This window comes from Sphingomonas sp. (assembly GCF_965248875.1).
Classification (GTDB): Bacteria; Pseudomonadota; Alphaproteobacteria; order Sphingomonadales; family Sphingomonadaceae; genus Sphingomonas.
In genome coordinates, this window is record NZ_CBDFKR010000011.1 from 1,274,746 (window position 1) to 1,292,371 (window position 17,626).

Annotated in this window: 20 protein-coding genes; 11 read left to right on the plus strand and 9 right to left on the minus strand. The window is 69.8% G+C overall.

The window, feature by feature from the left end:
• Nucleotides 1-45 precede the first annotated feature (45 nt).
• The 3 genes from ACP2AD_RS13435 (at nucleotide 46) to ACP2AD_RS13445 (ending at nucleotide 846) form a co-directional block, all read left to right on the plus strand.
• Nucleotides 46-318: a BglII/BstYI family type II restriction endonuclease gene (locus tag ACP2AD_RS13435; protein WP_425231175.1), complete on the plus strand. Its 273-nt coding sequence runs from the start codon at nucleotides 46-48 to the stop codon at nucleotides 316-318.
• Between the two features lie 77 nt (nucleotides 319-395).
• Entirely contained in the window at nucleotides 396-539 is a 144-nt protein-coding gene (locus tag ACP2AD_RS13440) for a hypothetical protein (protein WP_425230550.1), read from the plus strand.
• A gap of 112 nt (nucleotides 540-651) precedes the next feature.
• Nucleotides 652-846: a hypothetical protein gene (locus ACP2AD_RS13445; protein ID WP_425230551.1), complete on the plus strand. Its 195-nt coding sequence runs from the start codon at nucleotides 652-654 to the stop codon at nucleotides 844-846.
• Nucleotides 847-850: 4 nt separating this feature from the next.
• On the opposite strand, the gene ACP2AD_RS13450 is transcribed toward ACP2AD_RS13445, so the two are convergent.
• Together ACP2AD_RS13450 and ACP2AD_RS13455 are read right to left on the minus strand one after the other, a co-directional pair.
• Nucleotides 851-1,270: an ExbD/TolR family protein gene (locus ACP2AD_RS13450; protein WP_425230552.1), complete on the minus strand. Its 420-nt coding sequence runs from the start codon at nucleotides 1,268-1,270 to the stop codon at nucleotides 851-853.
• Between the two features lie 191 nt (nucleotides 1,271-1,461).
• Entirely contained in the window at nucleotides 1,462-1,911 is a 450-nt protein-coding gene (locus ACP2AD_RS13455; protein WP_425230553.1) for a DNA primase, read from the minus strand.
• On the opposite strand from ACP2AD_RS13455, the gene ACP2AD_RS13460 reads away from it, so the two are divergent.
• Both ACP2AD_RS13460 and ACP2AD_RS13465 read left to right on the plus strand, forming a co-directional pair.
• Nucleotides 1,910-2,872 carry an isopenicillin N synthase family dioxygenase gene (locus ACP2AD_RS13460; protein ID WP_425230554.1) on the plus strand — a complete coding sequence of 321 codons (963 nt, stop codon included), beginning with the start codon at nucleotides 1,910-1,912 and terminating at the stop codon, nucleotides 2,870-2,872. The genes ACP2AD_RS13455 and ACP2AD_RS13460 overlap by 2 nt on opposite strands.
• Before the next feature lie 4 nt (nucleotides 2,873-2,876).
• Nucleotides 2,877-3,203 (plus strand): hypothetical protein, encoded by a 327-nt coding sequence (locus ACP2AD_RS13465; RefSeq protein ID WP_425230555.1) that lies wholly within the window; start codon nucleotides 2,877-2,879, stop codon nucleotides 3,201-3,203.
• Nucleotides 3,204-3,218: 15 nt separating this feature from the next.
• Here ACP2AD_RS13465 and ACP2AD_RS13470 read toward each other — a convergent pair whose 3' ends face one another.
• From ACP2AD_RS13470 to hflK, 5 genes are all read right to left on the minus strand, one after another.
• Complete coding sequence (locus ACP2AD_RS13470) at nucleotides 3,219-4,463, minus strand: M20 metallopeptidase family protein (RefSeq protein ID WP_425230556.1); 1,245 nt, start codon at nucleotides 4,461-4,463, stop codon at nucleotides 3,219-3,221.
• 34 nt (nucleotides 4,464-4,497) lie between these two features.
• Nucleotides 4,498-6,159 carry a helicase HerA-like domain-containing protein gene (locus ACP2AD_RS13475; protein WP_425230557.1) on the minus strand — a complete coding sequence of 554 codons (1,662 nt, stop codon included), beginning with the start codon at nucleotides 6,157-6,159 and terminating at the stop codon, nucleotides 4,498-4,500.
• A gap of 138 nt (nucleotides 6,160-6,297) precedes the next feature.
• Nucleotides 6,298-7,896: a Do family serine endopeptidase gene (locus ACP2AD_RS13480; RefSeq protein WP_425230558.1), complete on the minus strand. Its 1,599-nt coding sequence runs from the start codon at nucleotides 7,894-7,896 to the stop codon at nucleotides 6,298-6,300.
• 117 nt (nucleotides 7,897-8,013) lie between these two features.
• The gene (gene hflC / locus ACP2AD_RS13485; protein WP_425230559.1) at nucleotides 8,014-8,919 is read right to left on the minus strand and encodes a protease modulator HflC; all 906 of its coding nucleotides are present in this window, start codon (nucleotides 8,917-8,919) and stop codon (nucleotides 8,014-8,016) included.
• A complete protein-coding gene (gene hflK / locus ACP2AD_RS13490) occupies nucleotides 8,916-10,010 on the minus strand; it encodes a protease modulator HflK (protein ID WP_425230560.1) in 1,095 nt (364 codons plus the stop codon). Before hflK ends, hflC begins: the two co-directional genes overlap by 4 nt.
• Before the next feature lie 72 nt (nucleotides 10,011-10,082).
• On the opposite strand from hflK, the gene ACP2AD_RS13495 reads away from it, so the two are divergent.
• The 5 genes from ACP2AD_RS13495 to ACP2AD_RS13515 all read left to right on the plus strand — a co-directional run bounded on the left by ACP2AD_RS13495 (nucleotide 10,083) and on the right by ACP2AD_RS13515 (nucleotide 12,778).
• The gene (locus tag ACP2AD_RS13495; RefSeq protein WP_425230561.1) at nucleotides 10,083-11,036 is read left to right on the plus strand and encodes an Mrp/NBP35 family ATP-binding protein; all 954 of its coding nucleotides are present in this window, start codon (nucleotides 10,083-10,085) and stop codon (nucleotides 11,034-11,036) included.
• Between the two features lie 58 nt (nucleotides 11,037-11,094).
• Entirely contained in the window at nucleotides 11,095-11,526 is a 432-nt protein-coding gene (locus tag ACP2AD_RS13500; protein ID WP_425230562.1) for a CoA-binding protein, read from the plus strand.
• 80 nt (nucleotides 11,527-11,606) lie between these two features.
• Entirely contained in the window at nucleotides 11,607-11,873 is a 267-nt protein-coding gene (locus ACP2AD_RS13505) for a hypothetical protein (protein WP_425230563.1), read from the plus strand.
• Between the two features lie 77 nt (nucleotides 11,874-11,950).
• Nucleotides 11,951-12,313: a hypothetical protein gene (locus ACP2AD_RS13510; RefSeq protein ID WP_425230564.1), complete on the plus strand. Its 363-nt coding sequence runs from the start codon at nucleotides 11,951-11,953 to the stop codon at nucleotides 12,311-12,313.
• Nucleotides 12,314-12,778: a hypothetical protein gene (locus ACP2AD_RS13515; protein ID WP_425230565.1), complete on the plus strand. Its 465-nt coding sequence runs from the start codon at nucleotides 12,314-12,316 to the stop codon at nucleotides 12,776-12,778.
• Nucleotides 12,779-12,811: 33 nt separating this feature from the next.
• Here ACP2AD_RS13515 and ACP2AD_RS13520 read toward each other — a convergent pair whose 3' ends face one another.
• Nucleotides 12,812-14,116 (minus strand): homoserine dehydrogenase, encoded by a 1,305-nt coding sequence (locus ACP2AD_RS13520; protein WP_425230566.1) that lies wholly within the window; start codon nucleotides 14,114-14,116, stop codon nucleotides 12,812-12,814.
• 151 nt (nucleotides 14,117-14,267) lie between these two features.
• On the opposite strand from ACP2AD_RS13520, the gene ACP2AD_RS13525 reads away from it, so the two are divergent.
• Nucleotides 14,268-16,328 carry an OPT family oligopeptide transporter gene (locus tag ACP2AD_RS13525; RefSeq protein ID WP_425230567.1) on the plus strand — a complete coding sequence of 687 codons (2,061 nt, stop codon included), beginning with the start codon at nucleotides 14,268-14,270 and terminating at the stop codon, nucleotides 16,326-16,328.
• On the opposite strand, the gene ACP2AD_RS13530 is transcribed toward ACP2AD_RS13525, so the two are convergent.
• Nucleotides 16,325-17,599, minus strand: coding sequence for a glycoside hydrolase family 130 protein (locus ACP2AD_RS13530; protein ID WP_425230568.1), 1,275 nt, complete (start codon nucleotides 17,597-17,599; stop codon nucleotides 16,325-16,327). The genes ACP2AD_RS13525 and ACP2AD_RS13530 overlap by 4 nt on opposite strands.
• Between the last annotated feature and the right edge of the window lie 27 nt (nucleotides 17,600-17,626).

Sequence of the window (17,626 nt, forward strand, 5' to 3'; positions counted from 1 at the left end):
ATGGCAGTGACCAGGGCGAAATAGGGCAAGCTTTTCCATGTCGCGCTGGAGGTCGAGTGGAACAACAAGGATCCCTTCCACGACCGTGACCTCAACAACTTTCGCCTGTTATTCGACGTGCAGGTGATCGACGTCGGCGTCATCATCACCCGCTCTTCCGAGCTGCAGAAGGTCTTCAACGCGCTCGGCCGCGGCCCCAGCTTCGGCAACTCGACCACGCACATGGGCAAGCTGTTGCCGCGGCTCCGAGGCGGTTCCGGCGGTGGCTGCCCGATCGTCGTCTTCGGGATCGGCCGCAAGCTCTATCTTGAGGACTGATCGGGGGGCCGTGCGGCCGCGACCGGGGAACGCCCCGGCGCCCTCGGCGTTGCCCCCACCATCGACAGGAGAACGGTATGAGCGAGAAGAAGGGCCACGGCAGCGCCGCCGCCCAGCGCGCCAACGCCAAGGCGGCGGGTGAGGGCAAGAAGAACCCGCGCACCAGTTCGGCGGCGCAGGCGGAGCTGGGCAAGAAGGGCGGCAAGGCCAAGAAGGGTTGAGTGGTGGCGCGGCCGTGCTGCGCCTGCCGCCACTCGGCGCCACGCCGCACCGCCGCCGCGTTAACCCGATCCGTCAGTCTTGCGGCAACCGTCGCCGGGCTACACAGCGCCTATGCCCGGTCCCCGCCTCTTCCGCAGCCGCTGGGCGGCGCTGCTCTGGGCGGCGGGGATCGTCTGGTTCGCCTACGACTTCACCGCCACCGCGCCCCACGCGACAGCCGCGGGCAAGCCGGCCGCGACCGACGCGACCGGGCAGGCGGTCGACGCCGCCGACCTGGCGGCGCTGGCGAACAGCGTCGTGCAATAGTGGCTCAGAACGCCGCGAACCGCTCGTTCCCCTCAAAGCCGAGCCGGGTCACCCCGGCGCGCTTCACCGTCGCCAACGTCCGGTCGACCTGACCATAGGGTGCGGTAGCGGCCGGCGCGAGCATTAGCGGCTTGCCGGTGGCGGCCGATCCCCGCAGCCGCGCGGCGAGTCCGTCCGCGTCCACCGCCGCCCCGTTCCACCACACCGCGCCGGACGGCTCGATCGTCAGCCGGTCGGCCGCACGCGGATCGGGCGTGCCCCGCGGCGCGCCGGGCAATGCGACCGGTACCTCGTGCGTCGCCACCGGCAGCGTCAGGATCAGCATGACGATCAGCACCAGCAGCACGTCAATCAGCGGCGTGATGTTGAGCTGCGCGACGGGTTCGAACGACAGGGCGGCGGGGCGGGTGACGGTCCTGGCCATGGCTGCTTTCCTCTCCAACAATAATGTTACATCGTAACATCACTGTGGCATGGCGCAAGCGGCGTTCGGAATGAGGGACAGATCCATGATCGACGGCGCGACCTAAGCCGTGACAGTCACGCGCGGGCGCCGCTCCCGCCGCCCGCCGTGGCGCGACCTGACATAGCTTACGCCATGTCAGGTCGCCCGCCCTACGGCCTCAGCGCCGCGTCATCGGCATCGTCCAGCTCGTCGTCGTCCTCCTCGTCGCCCGCATCGAAGGCGTCCTGCGCGTCGTCCTCGTCCATATCCGTCTCGGTCATCACCGCATTGGGATCGGTGTCGGCGACCTCGCCATCCTCCATGTCGAGCTCGTCGAGCGGCTCTTCCTCGGCGTCGCCGCCCAGGTCGGGGTTGATGTCGGTCAGGAGGTTGCCGTCGCTCGGTCCATCGCGCGTCGCCTCCAGGATCTCGGCGCGCTGGCTCTCGTCATAGCCCTCCTCGTCATAGCCGTCGTCGCCCGTGCCCGCGCCCGTGATCTGCTGGCCGCCCATGATGATGCTCCTGTTCGAATGGTCCGGGGCGCGAACGGCGGGGCGTACCCGCGGGTTCCACCCGGCGGGGTGGAAGTGCGGCCGGACGGGGCTTATACGCTGGCCCATGCTCGATACCCCCTCCGCCACCGCCGCCGTGCCGGCGCTGTCGCTCGCCGGCCAGGCCCGCGATCCGCACCGTTTCGCCGCCGATCTGGGCGGTTCATTTCGCCGCTTCGGCTTTGCGATCGTCGCCGATCACGGCATCCCCGCCGACCTGATCGAGCGGGCCTGGGCGGAAACCGCCAGCCTGTTCGCCCTCCCCGACGAGGAGAAGCGGCAATATCATGTGCCGGGCGGCGGCGGTGCTCGCGGCTACACGCCGTTCAAGACGGAGATCGCCAAGGGCGCGAGCGCCGTCGACCTCAAGGAGTTCTGGCATGTCGGCCGCGAGCTGCCGTCCGGCCACCGCTTCGCCGACAGCATGGCCGCTAACATCTGGCCCGCCCGGCCTGAGGGGTTCCGCGAGACCTTCGTCGAGCTGTTCGCCGCCTTCGATCGCGCGGGTGACAGGCTGCTGTCGGCGATCGCGCTCGACCTCGGCCTCGACGCGCATTGGTTCGACGCGGCGGTGCAGGACGGCAACTCGGTCCTGCGCCTCCTCCACTACCCGCCGATCCCGGCGGATGCCGAAGGGGTGCGGGCGGGCGCGCACGAGGACATCAACCTCATCACCCTGCTGCTGGGCGCGGAGGAGGCGGGGCTGGAGTTACTCGACAAGAACACCGGCCGCTGGCTCGCGATCAAGCCGCCCGAGGGCGCGATGGTCGTCAATGTCGGCGACATGCTCCAGCGGCTGACCAACCACGTCCTGCCGTCCACCACCCACCGGGTCGTCAACCCGCCCCCCGAACGCCGCGGCCATTCGCGCTACTCCATGCCCTTCTTCCTCCACCCCGCACCCGATTTCGTGATCGAGACGCTGCCGGGGACGATCACGGCGGACAACCCGAACCGCCACGAAACGCCGATCACCGCGCATGATTACCTGCACGAACGGCTGGTGGAGATCGGGCTGGTGAAGAGGTGAACCGGTGACGCTGCCGATGCGATTGCTACCGCTATGGGCAGCGTTTACGCTTGCAACTGCAGGCCTGCTGCCGGTCCTCGCCTACCTGCTCGATTTGCTCGGTCTCTTGATCGCCTCAGCATTGTTAGCAGCAGCCGTGTTCGGTGGCATCGCGCTTGTGGGTTACAGTGTCTTAGACATCGGGCTGAAGAAGGGCCACCGAGCGTCGGCGTCGGTCCATGCGCTCATCATCTTGGCTGTTGTTCTGCTCGGTCTCTGCTGCGTCCACTCAGTGGCTGAGATATCGTGGCAAGCTCTGAACGGATCGAGAAACGTGCCTATCTGGCCGTAGGTAAGTGTCTGCCGCTCACCCAAACCCCCGCGCCAAAAACCGCTCCGCCACCGCGCAGTGCAGCGCGACGCCCTTCGCCATCGCGGCTTCCTCGATCGTCATCCGCGTGTTGTGGAGCGGCGGATTGGTTCGCCAGTCGCTGCCTTCGGGCGCGACGCCCAGGAACGCCATCGCGCCCGGCACCTCGCGCAGCACATAGGCGAAGTCCTCGCCGCCCATCATCGGCGCGGGCATCGTCACATAATCCGAACCGACCGCCGCCGCGCTCTCCTGAAACAGCGACACCGCGCGCGCGTCGTTCTGCGTCACCGGATAGCCCGGGTCGATCCACGCCTCCGCGGTCGCCCCGTGCGCCGCGGCGATCCCGGTCACCAGCCGCGCGAACGCCGCGTGCATCGTCGCGCGCGTCGCCTCCGACAGGGTGCGCAGCGTGCCGAGCAGCTCGGCGGTGTCGCCGATGATGTTGTGCGCACCCGTCCCCGCCTTCACCGTGGTGATCGTCAGCACCGCCGGGTCCTGCACGGGGATGCGACGCGCGATGAAGCTCTGGATCGCCAGCACGATCTCGCACGCGATCGGCAGCGGGTCGATATTGTCGTGCGGCATCGCGGCGTGGCCGCCCTTGCCCGTGATCCGCGCGTGGACCGTCTCGGCGCTCGCGAGCAGCGCGCCCGGGCGGCTCACCACCGTGCCCGCGGTCATGTTGGGCGAGATGTGGAGCGCGAACGCGGCCTCCGGCGCGGTCCGCGCCAGCAGCCCATCCTCGATCATGAACTTGGCGCCGTGATGCCCCTCCTCGCCGGGCTGGAACATGAAGACAATCGTGCCGGGCAGCTCGTCTCGCCGCGCGCACAGCACCTTCGCCGCCCCGACCAGCATCGCGGTGTGCGCGTCATGGCCACAGGCGTGCATCGCACCCGCGTTGCGGCTGGCGAAGGCGAGCCCCGTCTCCTCCTCCATCGGCAGCGCGTCCATGTCGCCGCGCAGCAGCACGGTACGCCCGTTAGATCCGGCACGCCCAAAAGCATTGGCCGCCCCGCCGCCGCGCAGCACCGCGACAAAGCCGGTGGTCGAGGTCGAGTCGATGATCTCCAACGGCAGCCCCGCCAGCGCCGCCTTCGCCTTTTCGGTGGTGCGCGGGCAGTGCAGCCCGACCTCGGGATCGGCATGGATCGCGCGCCGCAGCGCGACGACGTCGTCGAGCGTCCCCTTGCCCAGGCTGGTCCAGTCGGTCGTGCGGTCGTCGAGGTCGAGGGTCATGGCGCTACTCCGTCACCGCCCTCTACGCCCCTTGTCATCCCCGCAACAGCCCGCCCAGCACCCCGCGCAGCAGGCCGCCGACCATGCCGCCGCCCGATCTGCCGCGGCCGCCGCCGCCGAACACTTCGCGCCCGATCTGGGTCGCTACCTGACGCCCGACCGACGAGCTTGCCGAGCGCATCGCAGAGGTCGCCATCTTCGCCCAGGGGCTGTTCGCCTGCGCGCGGGCGGCCTGCGCCGCCGCCGCCGTATCGGCGCGGGTCTGCGCGGTCGCCGCGCGCGCCTGCGCCGCCTGGACCTGCGCCGCCTGACGCGCCGCGGCCGCATCCGCCTTGGCCTGCGCCGCAGCCGCCTTGTCGGTGGCGGTCTGCGCCTGCGCCGCCTGCGCGGTGGCGGCCGCCTGTTGCGTCTTCGCCGCCAGCATCTCCTCCGCCGACTCGCGATCGACCACCACGTCGTATTTCGCGCCGATCGCATCGTATTGGAGCAGCTGTTTGCGCTCGTCGGGCGTCACCGGGCCGACGCGGCTGCCTGGCGGCGCGATCAGCACGCGCTGCACCGGCTCCGGCGCGCCGTCGGGCTGCAGCAGCGACACCAGCGCCTCGCCGACCTTCAGCTCGGTGATCGCCGCCCCGACGTCGATTGCGGGGTTCGGCCGGAACGTGTCCGCCGCCGCCGACACCGCCTTCTGGTCGCGCGGTGTGAAGGCGTTGAGCTTGTGCTGCACGCGATTATTGAGCTGACCTGCGACGGTGTCGGGAATGTCGATCGGATTCTGGGTGATGAAATAGACGCCGACCCCCTTCGACCGGATCAGCCGCACCACCTGCTCGATCTTGTCCATCAGTGCCTTGGGCGTGTCGTCGAACAGCAGATGCGCTTCGTCGAAGAAGAAGCACAGCTTGGGCTTGTCGGGATCGCCGACCTCGGGAAGATGCTCGAAAAGTTCGCTCAACAGCCACAGCAGGAAAGTCGAATAGAGCTTGGGCGACTGCATCAGCTTGTCGGCCGCAAGCACGTTGACGATGCCGCGGCCCTTGTCGTCGAAGCCGATGAAATCGGTCAGCTCCAGCGCCGGCTCGCCGAAGAAATGCTCGGCGCCCTGGCTGCGCAGCTGCAGCAGCGACCGCTGGATCGTGCCGACCGACTGTTTGGAAACGTTGCCATAGGTGACGGTCAGCTCGTCCGCGCGCTCGGCGACATTGGCCAGCATCGCCTGCAGGTCGTCCAGGTCGATCAGCAGCAGCTTCTCCTCGTCGGCGACATGAAAGGCGATCGAGAGCACCCCCTCCTGCACCTCGTTCAGGTCTAACAGTCGCGCCAGCAGCAGCGGCCCCATCTCGCTGATCGTGGTGCGGATCGGGTGCCCCTGCTCGCCATACAGGTCCCAGAACTGGACGGGCGTGTCGGCATAGGTCCAGTCGGTGTCGCCGATCTCCTGCGCGCGGGCGGCGAAGGCGGCGTGGAGCTTCGACTGTGGCGACCCGGCCATCGCCAGCCCCGACAGGTCGCCCTTCACGTCGGCGACGAAACAGGCGACGCCGTTCTTGGAAAAGCCCTCGACGATCCCCTGCAGCGTTACTGTCTTGCCGGTGCCGGTCGCACCCGCGATCAGCCCGTGCCGGTTGGCGCGCGTCAGCTCCAGCGCCTGCCGGTTTGCGCCGCCCGCGTCCGCGCCGATGAAGATGCCCGCCATTGTCGCCCTCCGTTGTGCGACAGGATTAGCGCGGAGACAGGGTGGAGGGCAACGTCTGGCCGCCTGCGCCCGCGTTGCACGGGCTCACATGCGCGACCGGGCGGCCGGACGAGTGCGGGTCGTCGCCAGCGCGGCGCGTCAGCCCCGCGCCAGCCGCACCGCGACGAACACGTTCTGCGCCCGGCCCCGCGTCACCAGCAGCAGCACCGACGGCCGTCCCGCCGTCTTCGCCGCATTCACCGCCGAGGTGAACTCGGCAGCGGTCCGCACCGGCGAGCCGTTGACCTGCTGCACGACGTCGCCCCGACGGAGCTTCTGCCCGGCGTCGCTCGCCTGGTCGACCGAGGCGATCACCACGCCCTGCACCGTCGAGTCGACGTTCACCTGCCGCGCGATCGTAGGCGTCAGCGGCAGCACGTTGACGCCCAGCGCGTTGGCCGGCGCCGCTGCGGCGCCCGGCCCCTTCCCGGCCCCGGCGCTGCCGCCATTGTCGTCACTGCCGTCGGTCGAGAAGTCGTCGTCGCCGCCCTGCCCGGTCAGCGCCGCCAGCTGCTCGGCCGAGGGCCGCGCCGCGACGGTCACCGAGAGCGTCTGCGTGCGCCCGCCGCGGACCACGTCAAGCCGCGCGGTCTGCCCCGGCGGCACCGCCGCGACCAGGCGTGACAGCGACGTGTCGGGATTGACCTCTTGCCCATTGACCGCGGTCACGACGTCGCCGACGCGCACGCCGGCGCGCGCCGCCGGGCCGGTCGGCTCGACATGGCTGACCAGCTCGCCGCGGTTCTTGGGAATGCCCAGCGCGTCCGCCCGCTCGTCATCAATCGTGCCGTTCAGCGTCACGCCGATATAGCCGCGCATCACCCGCTGGCCGCGCATCAGCTGATCGATGATCGGCTTGGCCTGTTCCGCCGGAATCGCGAAACCGATGCCGATATTGCCGCCCGCCTGGCTGCCCAGGATCTGCGAATTGATCCCGATCACATCGCCGTTCAGGTTGAACATCGGGCCGCCCGAATTACCCTGGTTGATCGCGGCGTCGGTCTGGATGAACTGGTCATAGGCGCCGAGCCCGGTCGAGCGGTGCAGCGCCGAGACGATGCCTGCGGTCACGGTGCCGCCCAGCCCGAAGGGATTGCCGATCGCGACCACCCAATCGCCGACCCGCGCCCGCGTCGAGTCGCCGAAACGCACGAACGGCAGCGGCGCGGGCGCGTCGATCTTGAGCAGCGCCAGGTCGGAGTCGGCGTCGCGTCCCACCAGCCGCGCGGTATATTCGTGCCGGTCGGGCAGGATGACGGTGATCGAGTCCACCGTCGCGCCGCGCGCGCCGGGCGCCACGACATGGTTGTTGGTGACGACATAGCCATCGGCCGAGATGATGAAGCCGGAGCCCAGCGACTGCCCCTCCTGCCGCTGCGGTCCGCCATTGCCGCCCTGCTGCTGCCCGAACAGCCCCTCGAACGGCGTGCCCTGGAACGGATTGGCCTGCTGCTGGCGGACGATCGTCTGGCGCGTGGAGATGTTGACCACCGCGGGCTGCAGCCGCTGCACCATGTCGGCGAAGCTCATCGGCGCGCCCGGCCGCGGCGTCGTCGCCTGGATTGCACCGGGCTCGTTCTGCGCGACGCCGGGGGCGCTCTGCCCCAGCGCATTCTGGGCCGCGCCAGGCTGCAGCGCCAGGGTCGCGGTGGCGCCGCCGAGCAGCAGCGCGGAAGTGATGGCGAAGGCGTAGCGCACTGGGGAGATGTCCTCTCGATGGAGTCCGTGGACCACAGGTGTAATCAAGTCGTCCGGCTGAACCGCGGTTGAATATGGCGGCCTGGCACGGGCTTGCAATGGGTCGCCTCCGTGCGCCTACCGGCCGCTTGGCGCACGCCCCTCGAACTGGCGCAGATAGCTGTTCCCGGGCGACAGGATGATGCTCGTCCCGCCCACCGGGTTCTGCGGCGTGCCCTGCGACAGGAACGTCGTCCGGTACGACTGCATCGCGCGATAGAAATCGTAGAACTCCGGGTCCTTGCTGAAGCTGGTCGCATAGATCTGCGCCGCCTGCGCATCCGCATTGGCGCGGATGATCTGCGCGTCGCGCTGTCCCTGCGCGCGCAGGGTATCCGCCTGCTGCTGCCGCGCGGTCATCATCCGGTTGAGCGCCCGATCGAGCGGCGCCCCCTGCGGCAGGTCGGCGTGCTTGATCCGGACATCGACGATCTCGACCCCATATTGCGACGCCAGCCGCTGCAACCGCGCCTGGATATTGTCCATCACCCGATCGCGTTCGGGGGTCAGCAGGGTCTGGAAAGACTGGTTGCCCAGTTCGTTGCGGATCGACGTGCCCAGCAGCGTCCGCAGCGCCTCCGTCACCCGCGACTCGGTCGACCCCGTGCTGCCGGTCGCCGTCACCGCCCTCAGCGGGTCGACGATCCGGAACCGGGCATAGGCGTCGACCTGCAGCGGCAGCTGATCCTCGGAGATCACCTGCTGGTCGTCGGATTCGACATCCTGGATCGTCTTGGACACCCAGACCAGCCGGTCGACGAACGGAATGCGCGCGATCAGGCCCGCGCCCGTCCGCCCGAACTGCTCGCCGCGGCGATACTGGTTGATCGGCTGGCCGACCGGTTGTTCGAAGCGCAGGATGACCGCCTGCTCGGTTTCCGGCACGATCGCAAAGGTGGATGCCGCGAGGATCGCGAGCAGCAACGCCGCGAAACCCGCCGCGATCGGATGACGCAGCAGCGCGCTGCCCGACCACACGCTCATTGCGCCCCTCCCGCCTGGATATCGGGCTGGGCCGGCGGCTCGGGCGCCCGCCGGGCGCGATCCAGCGGCAGGTACGGCATCACGCCGGGCGCCTCGACCACCGTCTTGTCCGAGCGCGCCAGCACCTGCTCCATCGTCTCGTAATAAAGCCGCCGCCGGGTCACGTCGGGCGCGAGCCGGTATTGGTCATAGATGCGGTCGAACTCGGTCGCCTCGCCCTGTGCCCGCGCCAGCTTCTGCTGGGCGTAGCTCTGCGCCTGGTTGCGCGCGGCCTGTGCATCCTGCGCCGCCGCGGTTACGCCCTTGAAGGCGTCGATCACGCGATTGGGGGGTGCGACCTTGCTCAGCGCGACACCCTGGATGCGGATACCCGAGCGGTACCCGTCCAGGATTTCCTGCATCCGCCGCTGCACGTTGATCTCGATCGGCGAGCGGCCGCTGGTCAGGGCCTGATCCAGCGTGACGTTCGCCACGACCTCGCGCATCGCCGCTTCTGCCGTGGCACGCACCGTGGCCTTCGGGTCTTCGATCTGGAACAGATAATCCTCGGGACTGGCGATCGTCCAGCGCACCGAATAGCTCAGGTCGACGATGTTCTTGTCGCCGGTGAGCACCAGGTTCTCGCCGCCGCCGTCCGGGAAGTTTTCCGTCCGGTTGTTCTGCACGTCGACCGTCGCGACCTGTTCGATCGGCGCGGGCAGCGTCAAGCTGTAGCCCGGGTCCAGCGTCCGCGAATAGCGGCCGAAAAACGTCACCACGCCGCGCTGACCCTGGCCGATGGCATGAAAGGAGGTGAAGAGGACCCACAACGCCAGCAGGATGCCGACGCCGAGCAGCCACAGCGACCGCGCGTTCGGCCCGGTCGGCAGCCCGCTGAACGGATTGCCCCCGCCGCCGCCGCGCGCCTTGCGCAGGAAGTCGTCGAGCGCGGTCGCCCGCGGCGGCTGCTTGCGCCCGCCGGGCGGCACCGACCAGGGATTGCGCGGGCCGCTGCCGCCCCCGCCGCCTTGGTCGTCACCGTTCCACGGCCCCTTGGGGGTCTCGATCGACAGGATGCGCGGCCGCGGCCACCAGCGCGTGAACAAGCTCATGGCCTGCGATATAGAGCGAGCGTCCGCGAAAAACAGTGGCAAGCCCGCGGCCCGCGCGCCTATGCGCCCGACATGGCACAACTCGCTGACGTCAGGGCTGCGATCGTCGCGGTCGCGGGCGATCGGGCAAGTGTGCGCAGCGACGGCAACGGCCGCATCGGAGTAGTGCTCGACGGCACCGGCTTGACGCCGTCGTCGCGCGATGCGCTTGAGGCCAGCGTTCGTACCGCCGCCGCGCTGCCCGGCGTCACGGAAACCCGGATCATCGTCACCGCGGAGCGCAGCCCGCGCCGACTGATCGCGATCGCCAGCGGCAAGGGCGGGGTCGGCAAATCGACGCTCGCCGCCAATCTTGCGATTGCGCTCGCGAAAGGCGGCCGCCGCGTCGGACTGGTCGACGCGGACATCTACGGCCCCTCGCAGCCGCGGCTGATGAACGTCGAGGGCATCCGTCCGACCGCACAGGACAAGCGCCTCGATCCGGTGCCGACGCCCGCGGGCGTGCCGCTGCTGTCGATGGGGCAGCTGGTCGAGGCGGGAAAGGCGCTCGCCTGGCGGGGCCCGATGGCGGCGGGAGCGCTCAGCCAGCTGGTCGACGCCGACTGGGGCGCCGCCGACACGCTGATCCTCGACCTGCCGCCCGGCACCGGCGACGTCCAGATCACGATGATCCAGAAGCACCGTCCGGCGGGCGCGGTGATCGTGTCCACGCCGCAGGATCTGGCGCTGATCGATGCGCGCCGCGCGATCGACCTGTTCCGCACCGCAAACGTGCCGATCGTCGGGCTGGTCGAGAACATGGCGGGCTATGCCTGTCCGCAGTGCGGCACGGTCAGCGACCCCTTCGGCCGCGGTGGGGCCGAGGCCGCGGCGGCGGCGCTCGGCATTCCGTTCCTCGGCCGCGTCCCGCTGACGATCGCGATCCGCACCGCCAGCGATGCCGGTCAGCCGCCGGCGCTGGCTGCGGACGACGGGGTGTTCGCCCCCATCGCGGCGCAGGTGGCCGATTGGCTGGCTTCGCTCTGATCGCGGACGCCGGCGGAAAGAACTAGCCGTGCCAGCGTTCTGATCGACGGAGACTGCCATGCCCCTGACCGCCGATGCCGACATCGCCGCCCTGCTCGCCAACGCCCGCACCCTCGCGATGATCGGCGCGTCCGACCGGCCCGACCGGCCGAGCTACCGCGTCATGGCGGGGCTGCAGGCGCACGGCTATCGCGTCATCCCCGTCAACCCGCAGATCACCGGCGAACACGTTCATGGCGAGTTCGTCTTCCGCGACCTCGACCAGCTCGGCGACCCGATCGACATCGTCGACATCTTCCGCCGCCCGGAGGCCGCGGGGGAGGCGGTCGACGAGGCGATCGCGACCGGCGCCAAGGCGGTGTGGCTGCAGCTCGGCGTCATCAACCACGCCGCCGCCGCCCGTGCCGAGGCGGCCGGACTGAAGGTGGTGATGGACCGTTGCCCGCTGATCGAAATCTCCCGTCTGCGCCTCGCCCCGGTTGCGCAGTAACCATCTCGCAACCTTTTGAGCGGCGAGGTGTTGGCGGGGTGATGGGGCATCCGGCCGACCCCATGAACAGGGGTGTTGCCATGCCGCTTGTCCTTCTCGCCGCCGCCGCCGCCGCCGTTCCGATGCCGGAGGGCTTGCCGCTCCGGATGGCGGTCGCCGCCCGGTGTGAGAGCGTGGCCTGCGATGCGCCGCAGCGTTCGCGCTACCGGCTCGATCCGCAGATCACCGACGCCACCACGCTGAAGGCGCAGGCGCTCGACGCAACCGGCCGGCCGTGCCCGCTGATGGGTCCGACCATCTGCCCGCACCGTGAGCGTATCGTCTACACCACCGGCTTCGGCCGCTGAGCGACTCCGCTCCCGGCAATGGCCCGGCCGCCGCGACGGCCTGAAAAGCGCCGCAATCGCGCGCCACGGCGCGGGTCGTGGTGCCGTTCTTCCTTGTCCTCACGCAGATCGACGCCGGGACCATGATCGACGTCGCCCGCGAGCAGGTGGGCGGCCCGCGTTGCCGGTACGACAGCGGCGCGACCGACATCACCGTCTGCGGCCGCCGCCTTGCCGACCGTTACCGGCTGCCGCTTCAGACGGAGCGCGTGGCCGGCGGGGCGGCGCTCGACAGCGCCCGTGCCGAACGCGAGTCGCTGGTCCACCGCGTCACGCCGCTCGAACAGCTCAGCCCCTTCCTGGTCGGCGGCGGCCATGTCGGCGTCACCACCGGCGTTGCCTTCGGGCCCGCGGGGGCGGGCCGGCCGACGATCCGCGGCGCACGGCCGCCGGCACCGTAGATGCTGCTCGCGCTCCTGCTTCAGGCCACGCCCGCTGCCACGACGCCGGTGACGCCGGTGACGTCGGTCAGCGCCGCGCCGCCGTCGCGCTTCTCGATCCTCGCCGACCGATGCGCGCCCGTACAGCAGGACGGACATGACGTCGTCGTCTGCGGTGAGAGCACCGCGACGACACAGCGGCTGCCCTACCGCGACGAGATCGTGCCCGACGGCCCCGTTCCGTCGAACCCGCTGGTCAATGGCCGTGGCGCGTTGGCGGCGGAGGGGACGCCGTGCGCCGCGCTGATGAGTGGTTGCCAGGTCGGCGTAGGGCCGCCGCTGGTCCCGATGATCGCGGCCGCCGTAAACGGCATCCGCAACGCGAGCGCGAATCGGCGCGAGGCGCGCGCCCGCGCCGCCGACGGCGACCGCCGACGTCCGATCGACCTCAACGCGACCGGTCCGGCTGGGCATCTGGAGCCGTAGCGCCGCCGCTCGCTACCCGCTCACAAGGGAGAATCAGGCCAGGAGCGGCATCCACAACGGCGTCCCCGCCAGGCTGGCGCTCCCGCGCAGCCGTTCCAGCGCCGCCGCGACGCTGCGCTCCGGCCCTTCATGCGTCACGATCGCGACCAGCACCGTTCCGTCGGCCGACGTGCCGCGCTGGATCAGGCTGGCGATCGACACCCCGGCATCGCGCATCGCCGCCGCGATCTCGGCCAGCACCCCGACGCGATCGGCGACGGTGAAGCGCAGATAGGCCCGTCCCCGCCGCGCGCCGCTGTCGACCGCCGCCGCCGCGGTCAGCGCCGCCGCGGGCATGGCATAGGGCGGACCCCACTCGCCGCGCGCGATGTCGATCAGGTCGGCGACGACGGCGCTCGCGGTCGGTCCCGCGCCCGCGCCGGCGCCCTGGAACAGCAGCCGCCCGACATAATTGCCCTCCGCCACCACCGCGTTGAGCGAACCGGCGACGTGCGCCAGCGGATGATCGAGCGGCACCAGATGCGGGTGCACGCGCTGGAACAGCCCACCCGCACCCTCCTCCGCCAATCCGATCAGCCGGATGCGGTGCCCCAGCGCCGCTGCTTCCGCGATGTCGGCCGCGAGGATCTGCCGGATACCGTGCGCCTCCACTGCCGCGAACGCGGGTTGCGTCCCGAACGCGATCGACGCCAGGATCGACAATTTGTGCGCGGCGTCGACGCCATCGATGTCAAAGCTCGGATCGGCTTCGGCAAAGCCGCGCGCCTGCGCCTCCGCCAGCACCTCGGCGAAGTCGCGCCCGGTTCCTGCCGAGACGCTCGCTTCCATTTCCGACAGGATGAAGTTGCAGGTGCCGTTGAGGATGCCGTAGACGCGCGTCAGCACATTGGCCGCCGCGCCTTCCCGCAGCCCCTTGATCACCGGCACCCCGCCCGCGACCGCCGCCTCGAACTTTAGCGCGACGCCGCTCGCCTCGGCCGCCACCGCCAGCGTCAACCCGTGATGCGCCAGCATCGCCTTGTTGGCGGTGACCAGATGCCGCCCGCCACCAATGGTCGCGCGCGCCAGCGTCAGCGCCGGTCCGTCGGCGCCGCCGATCAGCTCGACCACCGCGTCGACGTCGTCCGCCGCCGCCAGCGCCCACGTGTCGTCGACCCAGCGGAAGCGGGACAGATCGACGCCGCGATTCTTCGCCCGGTCGCGCGCGGACACCGCCACCACCTCGATCGCGCGTCCCGCGCGGCGCGCGATCAGGTCGCGGTTGGCGTCGAGCAGCTTGACGACGCCGCCGCCCACGGTCCCCAGCCCAGCCAGCGCGACCCGCAATGTTTCCGCCACAGGCGACCCTCCGTTTTCGCCCCGCTCCCTGCCGTTCCGCCCGGCCCAAGTCGAGCCGCGATGTCGCGCTTCTTCCTGTCCGCTCCAGGCAGCGTGTTGACGAAGCCTGATTGGGCTGTCCCGAACCCGCAGAGTCCGCCATGCTGACGCCATGCGTACCGATCCGATCCCCGCCGCCAACGCCGCCGCTGCCCGGCCTGCCCCGGAACTTACGCTGCGCGGCATCCTGCTCGGCGCGGTCATCACGCTGCTGTTCACCGCCGCCAACGTGTATGCGGGGCTGAAGGTCGGGCTCACCTTCGCCACCTCGATCCCCGCCGCGGTGGTGTCGATGGCGCTGCTCCGCTCGGTCAAGGGCGGCATCCTGGAAAACAACATCGTCCAGACGATCGCCAGCGCCGCAGGCACGCTCGCCGCGATCGTTTTCGTGCTGCCGGGGCTGATCATGATCGGCTGGTGGACCGGTTTCCCTTATTGGACCACGGTCGCGGTGTGCGTCACCGGCGGCGTGCTCGGGGTCATGTTCTCGGTGCCGCTGCGCCGCGCGCTCGTCACCGGGTCTGACCTGCCCTATCCCGAAGGCGTCGCCGCGGCGGAAGTGCTCAAGGTCGGCACCGGCGCGCCAGAGGGCAATGGCGGGGGGGCAGAGGAGAACGCCCACGGCCTTCGGCTCCTCGTTGTCGGCACGCTTGCCTCCGCCGGGTTCGCGCTGCTCAGCAAGATGCGCGTCGTCGCAGAGGGCGCCGCGAAGAACGTGGCGATCGGCGGCACCGCGACCGGCTTCTCGACCAGCTGGTCGATGCTGCTGATCGGGGTCGGGCATCTGGTCGGGCTATCGGTCGGCGCGGCGATGTTCGTCGGCATGCTGATCGCCTGGGGTGTTCTGGTGCCCGCCTTTGCAAGCGGCGGCGACCTCAGCGCCGGCGTCGACGCGCTGGTCAGCCACACCTTCCGCGGCCAGGTCCGCTTCATCGGCGCAGGCACGATCGCGGTCGCCGCCTTATGGTCGCTGTTGCGCATCATCGGTCCGATCGTCGCCGGGTTGCGGTCTGCGCTAGCCGCCTCGCGCGCCCGCGCCGGCGGCGCCGCGCTCGAACTGACCGAGCGCGATCTGCCGATCGGGGTGGTCGGCGGCGTCGTGCTGCTGACGCTTGCGCCGATCGCCGCGTTGCTGTGGAGCTTCTCGACCGGCGGGCCCGTCCATGACCACCCGGTGGCGGTGATCGCGGGCTCGCTCGGCTACATCCTGATCGCGGGCGTGCTGATCGCGGCGATCTGCGGATACATGGCCGGGCTGATCGGCGCCTCCAACTCGCCGGTGTCGGGGGTCGGCATCCTCGCCGCGCTGGGCGCGTCGCTGCTCCTCCTCGCCATCTTCGGCCATCGCGGCGACGCGGGCGGGGTCAATGCGCTGGTCGCCTATGCGCTGTTCGTGACCGCGATCATCTTCTCGGTGGCGACGATCTCCAACGACAATCTGCAGGACCTGAAGACCGGTCAGCTGGTCGGCGCGACGCCGTGGAAGCAGCAGGTGGCGCTGGTGCTCGGCGTCGTATTCGGCAGCCTCGCCATCCCGGTCGTCCTCGATCTGCTCAAAGATACGCTCGGCTTTGTCGGCATGCCGGGCGCGGGCCCGAACGCGCTGTCCGCGCCACAGGCGGCGCTGATCTCCTCGATCGCGAAGGGCGTGCTTGGCGGCGATCTCGATTGGGGTCTGATTGGCCTGGGGGCTGGGATCGGCGTCGCGATGATCGCCCTCGATGAGGCCCTCGGCCGCAGCGGCCGGATGCGCCTGCCCCCGCTGGCGGTCGGCATGGGCATTTATCTGCCGATGGACCTGACGCTGCTGATCCCGGTCGGCGCGGTGATCGGGCACTTCTACAACGAGTGGGCGAAGCGTCGCGCCAATGCCGAATTCGCCGAACGCATGGGCGTGCTCGCCGCGACCGGTCTCATCGTCGGCGAATCGCTTTTCGGCGTTGCCTTTGCCGGCGTGCTCGCCTGGGCCAACCGCCACAGCCCGACGCCGCCCAACGACGCCCCGCTGGCAGTGTTGGGCGACAGCTTCGCAACGCCCGCCCTATGGCTGGCGCCCGGCCTGTTCTTCGCGCTGCTCGCGCTGGTCTATCGCTGGACCCGCACCGCCGTGATCAGCACCCCGCCCGTCGCAGGACCGGAGACGCCCGCCGGCGACGAAGCCACCTATCGCTAGCGCATCGCCTTCAGCAGCTCCGAGATCGGCGCGAACGCGAATCCGATCGAGCTGTCCGCGATGCCATAGGGCAGGAACAGCTGGTCGCCATGCTTGATCGCCCCGCATGAGTAGACGACGTTGGGAACATAGCCCTCGCGGTCCTGATCCTTCGCGGCGAGCAGCGGCTCCGGGGTTCGGCCCAGCACCTTGGAAGGGTCACGTTTGTCGAGCAGCGCCGCGCCGATCGAATATTTCCGCATCGCCCCCACCCCATGGGTCAGGAGCAGCCAGCCCTCGTCCAGCTCGATCGGCGGCCCGCAATTGCCGATCTGGACCAGCTCCCAGCCGAACTTGGGCGTCAGGATCTTCGCGCCATCCTCCCAATGCTCCAGACTGTCGGACTTGAGCAGGAACAGGTTCTCGCCGTCTGAACGCCCGATCATCAGATACTGTCCGTCGATCTTGCGCGGGAACAGCGCCATGCCCTTGTTGCGCGCGGCCGGTCCGGTAATCGGCACCAGGTCGAACGCGCGGAAATCGCGGGTACGCATCAGCTCCGACTGGATCACCGAACCGTTATACGCGGTGTAGGTGCCGATCCATTCGGTCGAGCCGTCGTCGTGCGTGAACTGGACGAGGCGCAGGTCTTCCAGCCCCTTCGATTGCGCCTGCGTGATCGGGAAGATCACGGTGCCCGACAGCGTCGAATCGCGATGCCGATGCACCGTCACCTCGCCCGCCGGCATCTCGTCCTCGCCCCATTCGCTCGCGTCCGCCGCGGTGGCGAAGGGCGGCTCGGGCGCCAGCTTCAGCTCCTGCCCCTCGGTGATGATGCCTTCGCGAAATGCGACGGAGGAGATGTGCCCCTCCCCCACCGCGCGCAGCGACATCAGGATGCGCATCGAACCTGCGGGCATCCCTGACTGGTCGAAATGCGGCACGGCGCTGGGGTTCATCAGCGCCGCGGCGGCATAGCTGTATTCGTGGCAGAAATAGGCGCCGATCAGCTGCCGCTTCTCGTCGCCGATCTCGGCACCCTTGAGGTCGAGCAGCTCCTCGATCTGGTCATAGCGGGTCATGAACACCCGCCGGGTCTGCCAGTGACGCGCCTCGAAATCCTTCAGCACCACTTCCAGCTGAAGCCGGGCCTCGGCGGGCGTCATGGCCAGCACCTCGGCAACCAGCCGCTCCGTCCGCCCATTCGGACCGCCCCAGGCGATATGAAACGGCCGGACCACCACGCGCGACGGATCGGCGTGCAGCCGCAGGCTGTGGTTCAGAAGATCCATGCGTGTGTAAGCCCCGCCTCAACCACC

Bases quoted from the DNA above. Each gene is read 5' to 3' on its own strand.
- ACP2AD_RS13505 (WP_425230563.1), top strand. From the start codon at position 11,607: ATGCCGCTTGTCCTTCTCGCCGCCGCCGCCGCCGCCGTTCCGATGCCG.
- ACP2AD_RS13475 (WP_425230557.1), bottom strand. From the start codon at position 6,159: ATGGCGGGCATCTTCATCGGCGCGGACGCGGGCGGCGCAAACCGGCAG.
- ACP2AD_RS13530 (WP_425230568.1), bottom strand. From the start codon at position 17,599: ATGGATCTTCTGAACCACAGCCTGCGGCTGCACGCCGATCCGTCGCGC.
- ACP2AD_RS13515 (WP_425230565.1), top strand. From the start codon at position 12,314: ATGCTGCTCGCGCTCCTGCTTCAGGCCACGCCCGCTGCCACGACGCCG.
- ACP2AD_RS13445 (WP_425230551.1), top strand. From the start codon at position 652: ATGCCCGGTCCCCGCCTCTTCCGCAGCCGCTGGGCGGCGCTGCTCTGG.
- ACP2AD_RS13460 (WP_425230554.1), top strand. From the start codon at position 1,910: ATGCTCGATACCCCCTCCGCCACCGCCGCCGTGCCGGCGCTGTCGCTC.
- ACP2AD_RS13440 (WP_425230550.1), top strand. From the start codon at position 396: ATGAGCGAGAAGAAGGGCCACGGCAGCGCCGCCGCCCAGCGCGCCAAC.
- ACP2AD_RS13495 (WP_425230561.1), top strand. From the start codon at position 10,083: ATGGCACAACTCGCTGACGTCAGGGCTGCGATCGTCGCGGTCGCGGGC.
- hflC (WP_425230559.1), bottom strand. From the start codon at position 8,919: ATGAGCGTGTGGTCGGGCAGCGCGCTGCTGCGTCATCCGATCGCGGCG.
- ACP2AD_RS13455 (WP_425230553.1), bottom strand. From the start codon at position 1,911: ATGGGCCAGCGTATAAGCCCCGTCCGGCCGCACTTCCACCCCGCCGGG.
- ACP2AD_RS13450 (WP_425230552.1), bottom strand. From the start codon at position 1,270: ATGGCCAGGACCGTCACCCGCCCCGCCGCCCTGTCGTTCGAACCCGTC.
- hflK (WP_425230560.1), bottom strand. From the start codon at position 10,010: ATGAGCTTGTTCACGCGCTGGTGGCCGCGGCCGCGCATCCTGTCGATC.
- ACP2AD_RS13470 (WP_425230556.1), bottom strand. From the start codon at position 4,463: ATGACCCTCGACCTCGACGACCGCACGACCGACTGGACCAGCCTGGGC.
- ACP2AD_RS13525 (WP_425230567.1), top strand. From the start codon at position 14,268: ATGCGTACCGATCCGATCCCCGCCGCCAACGCCGCCGCTGCCCGGCCT.
- ACP2AD_RS13500 (WP_425230562.1), top strand. From the start codon at position 11,095: ATGCCCCTGACCGCCGATGCCGACATCGCCGCCCTGCTCGCCAACGCC.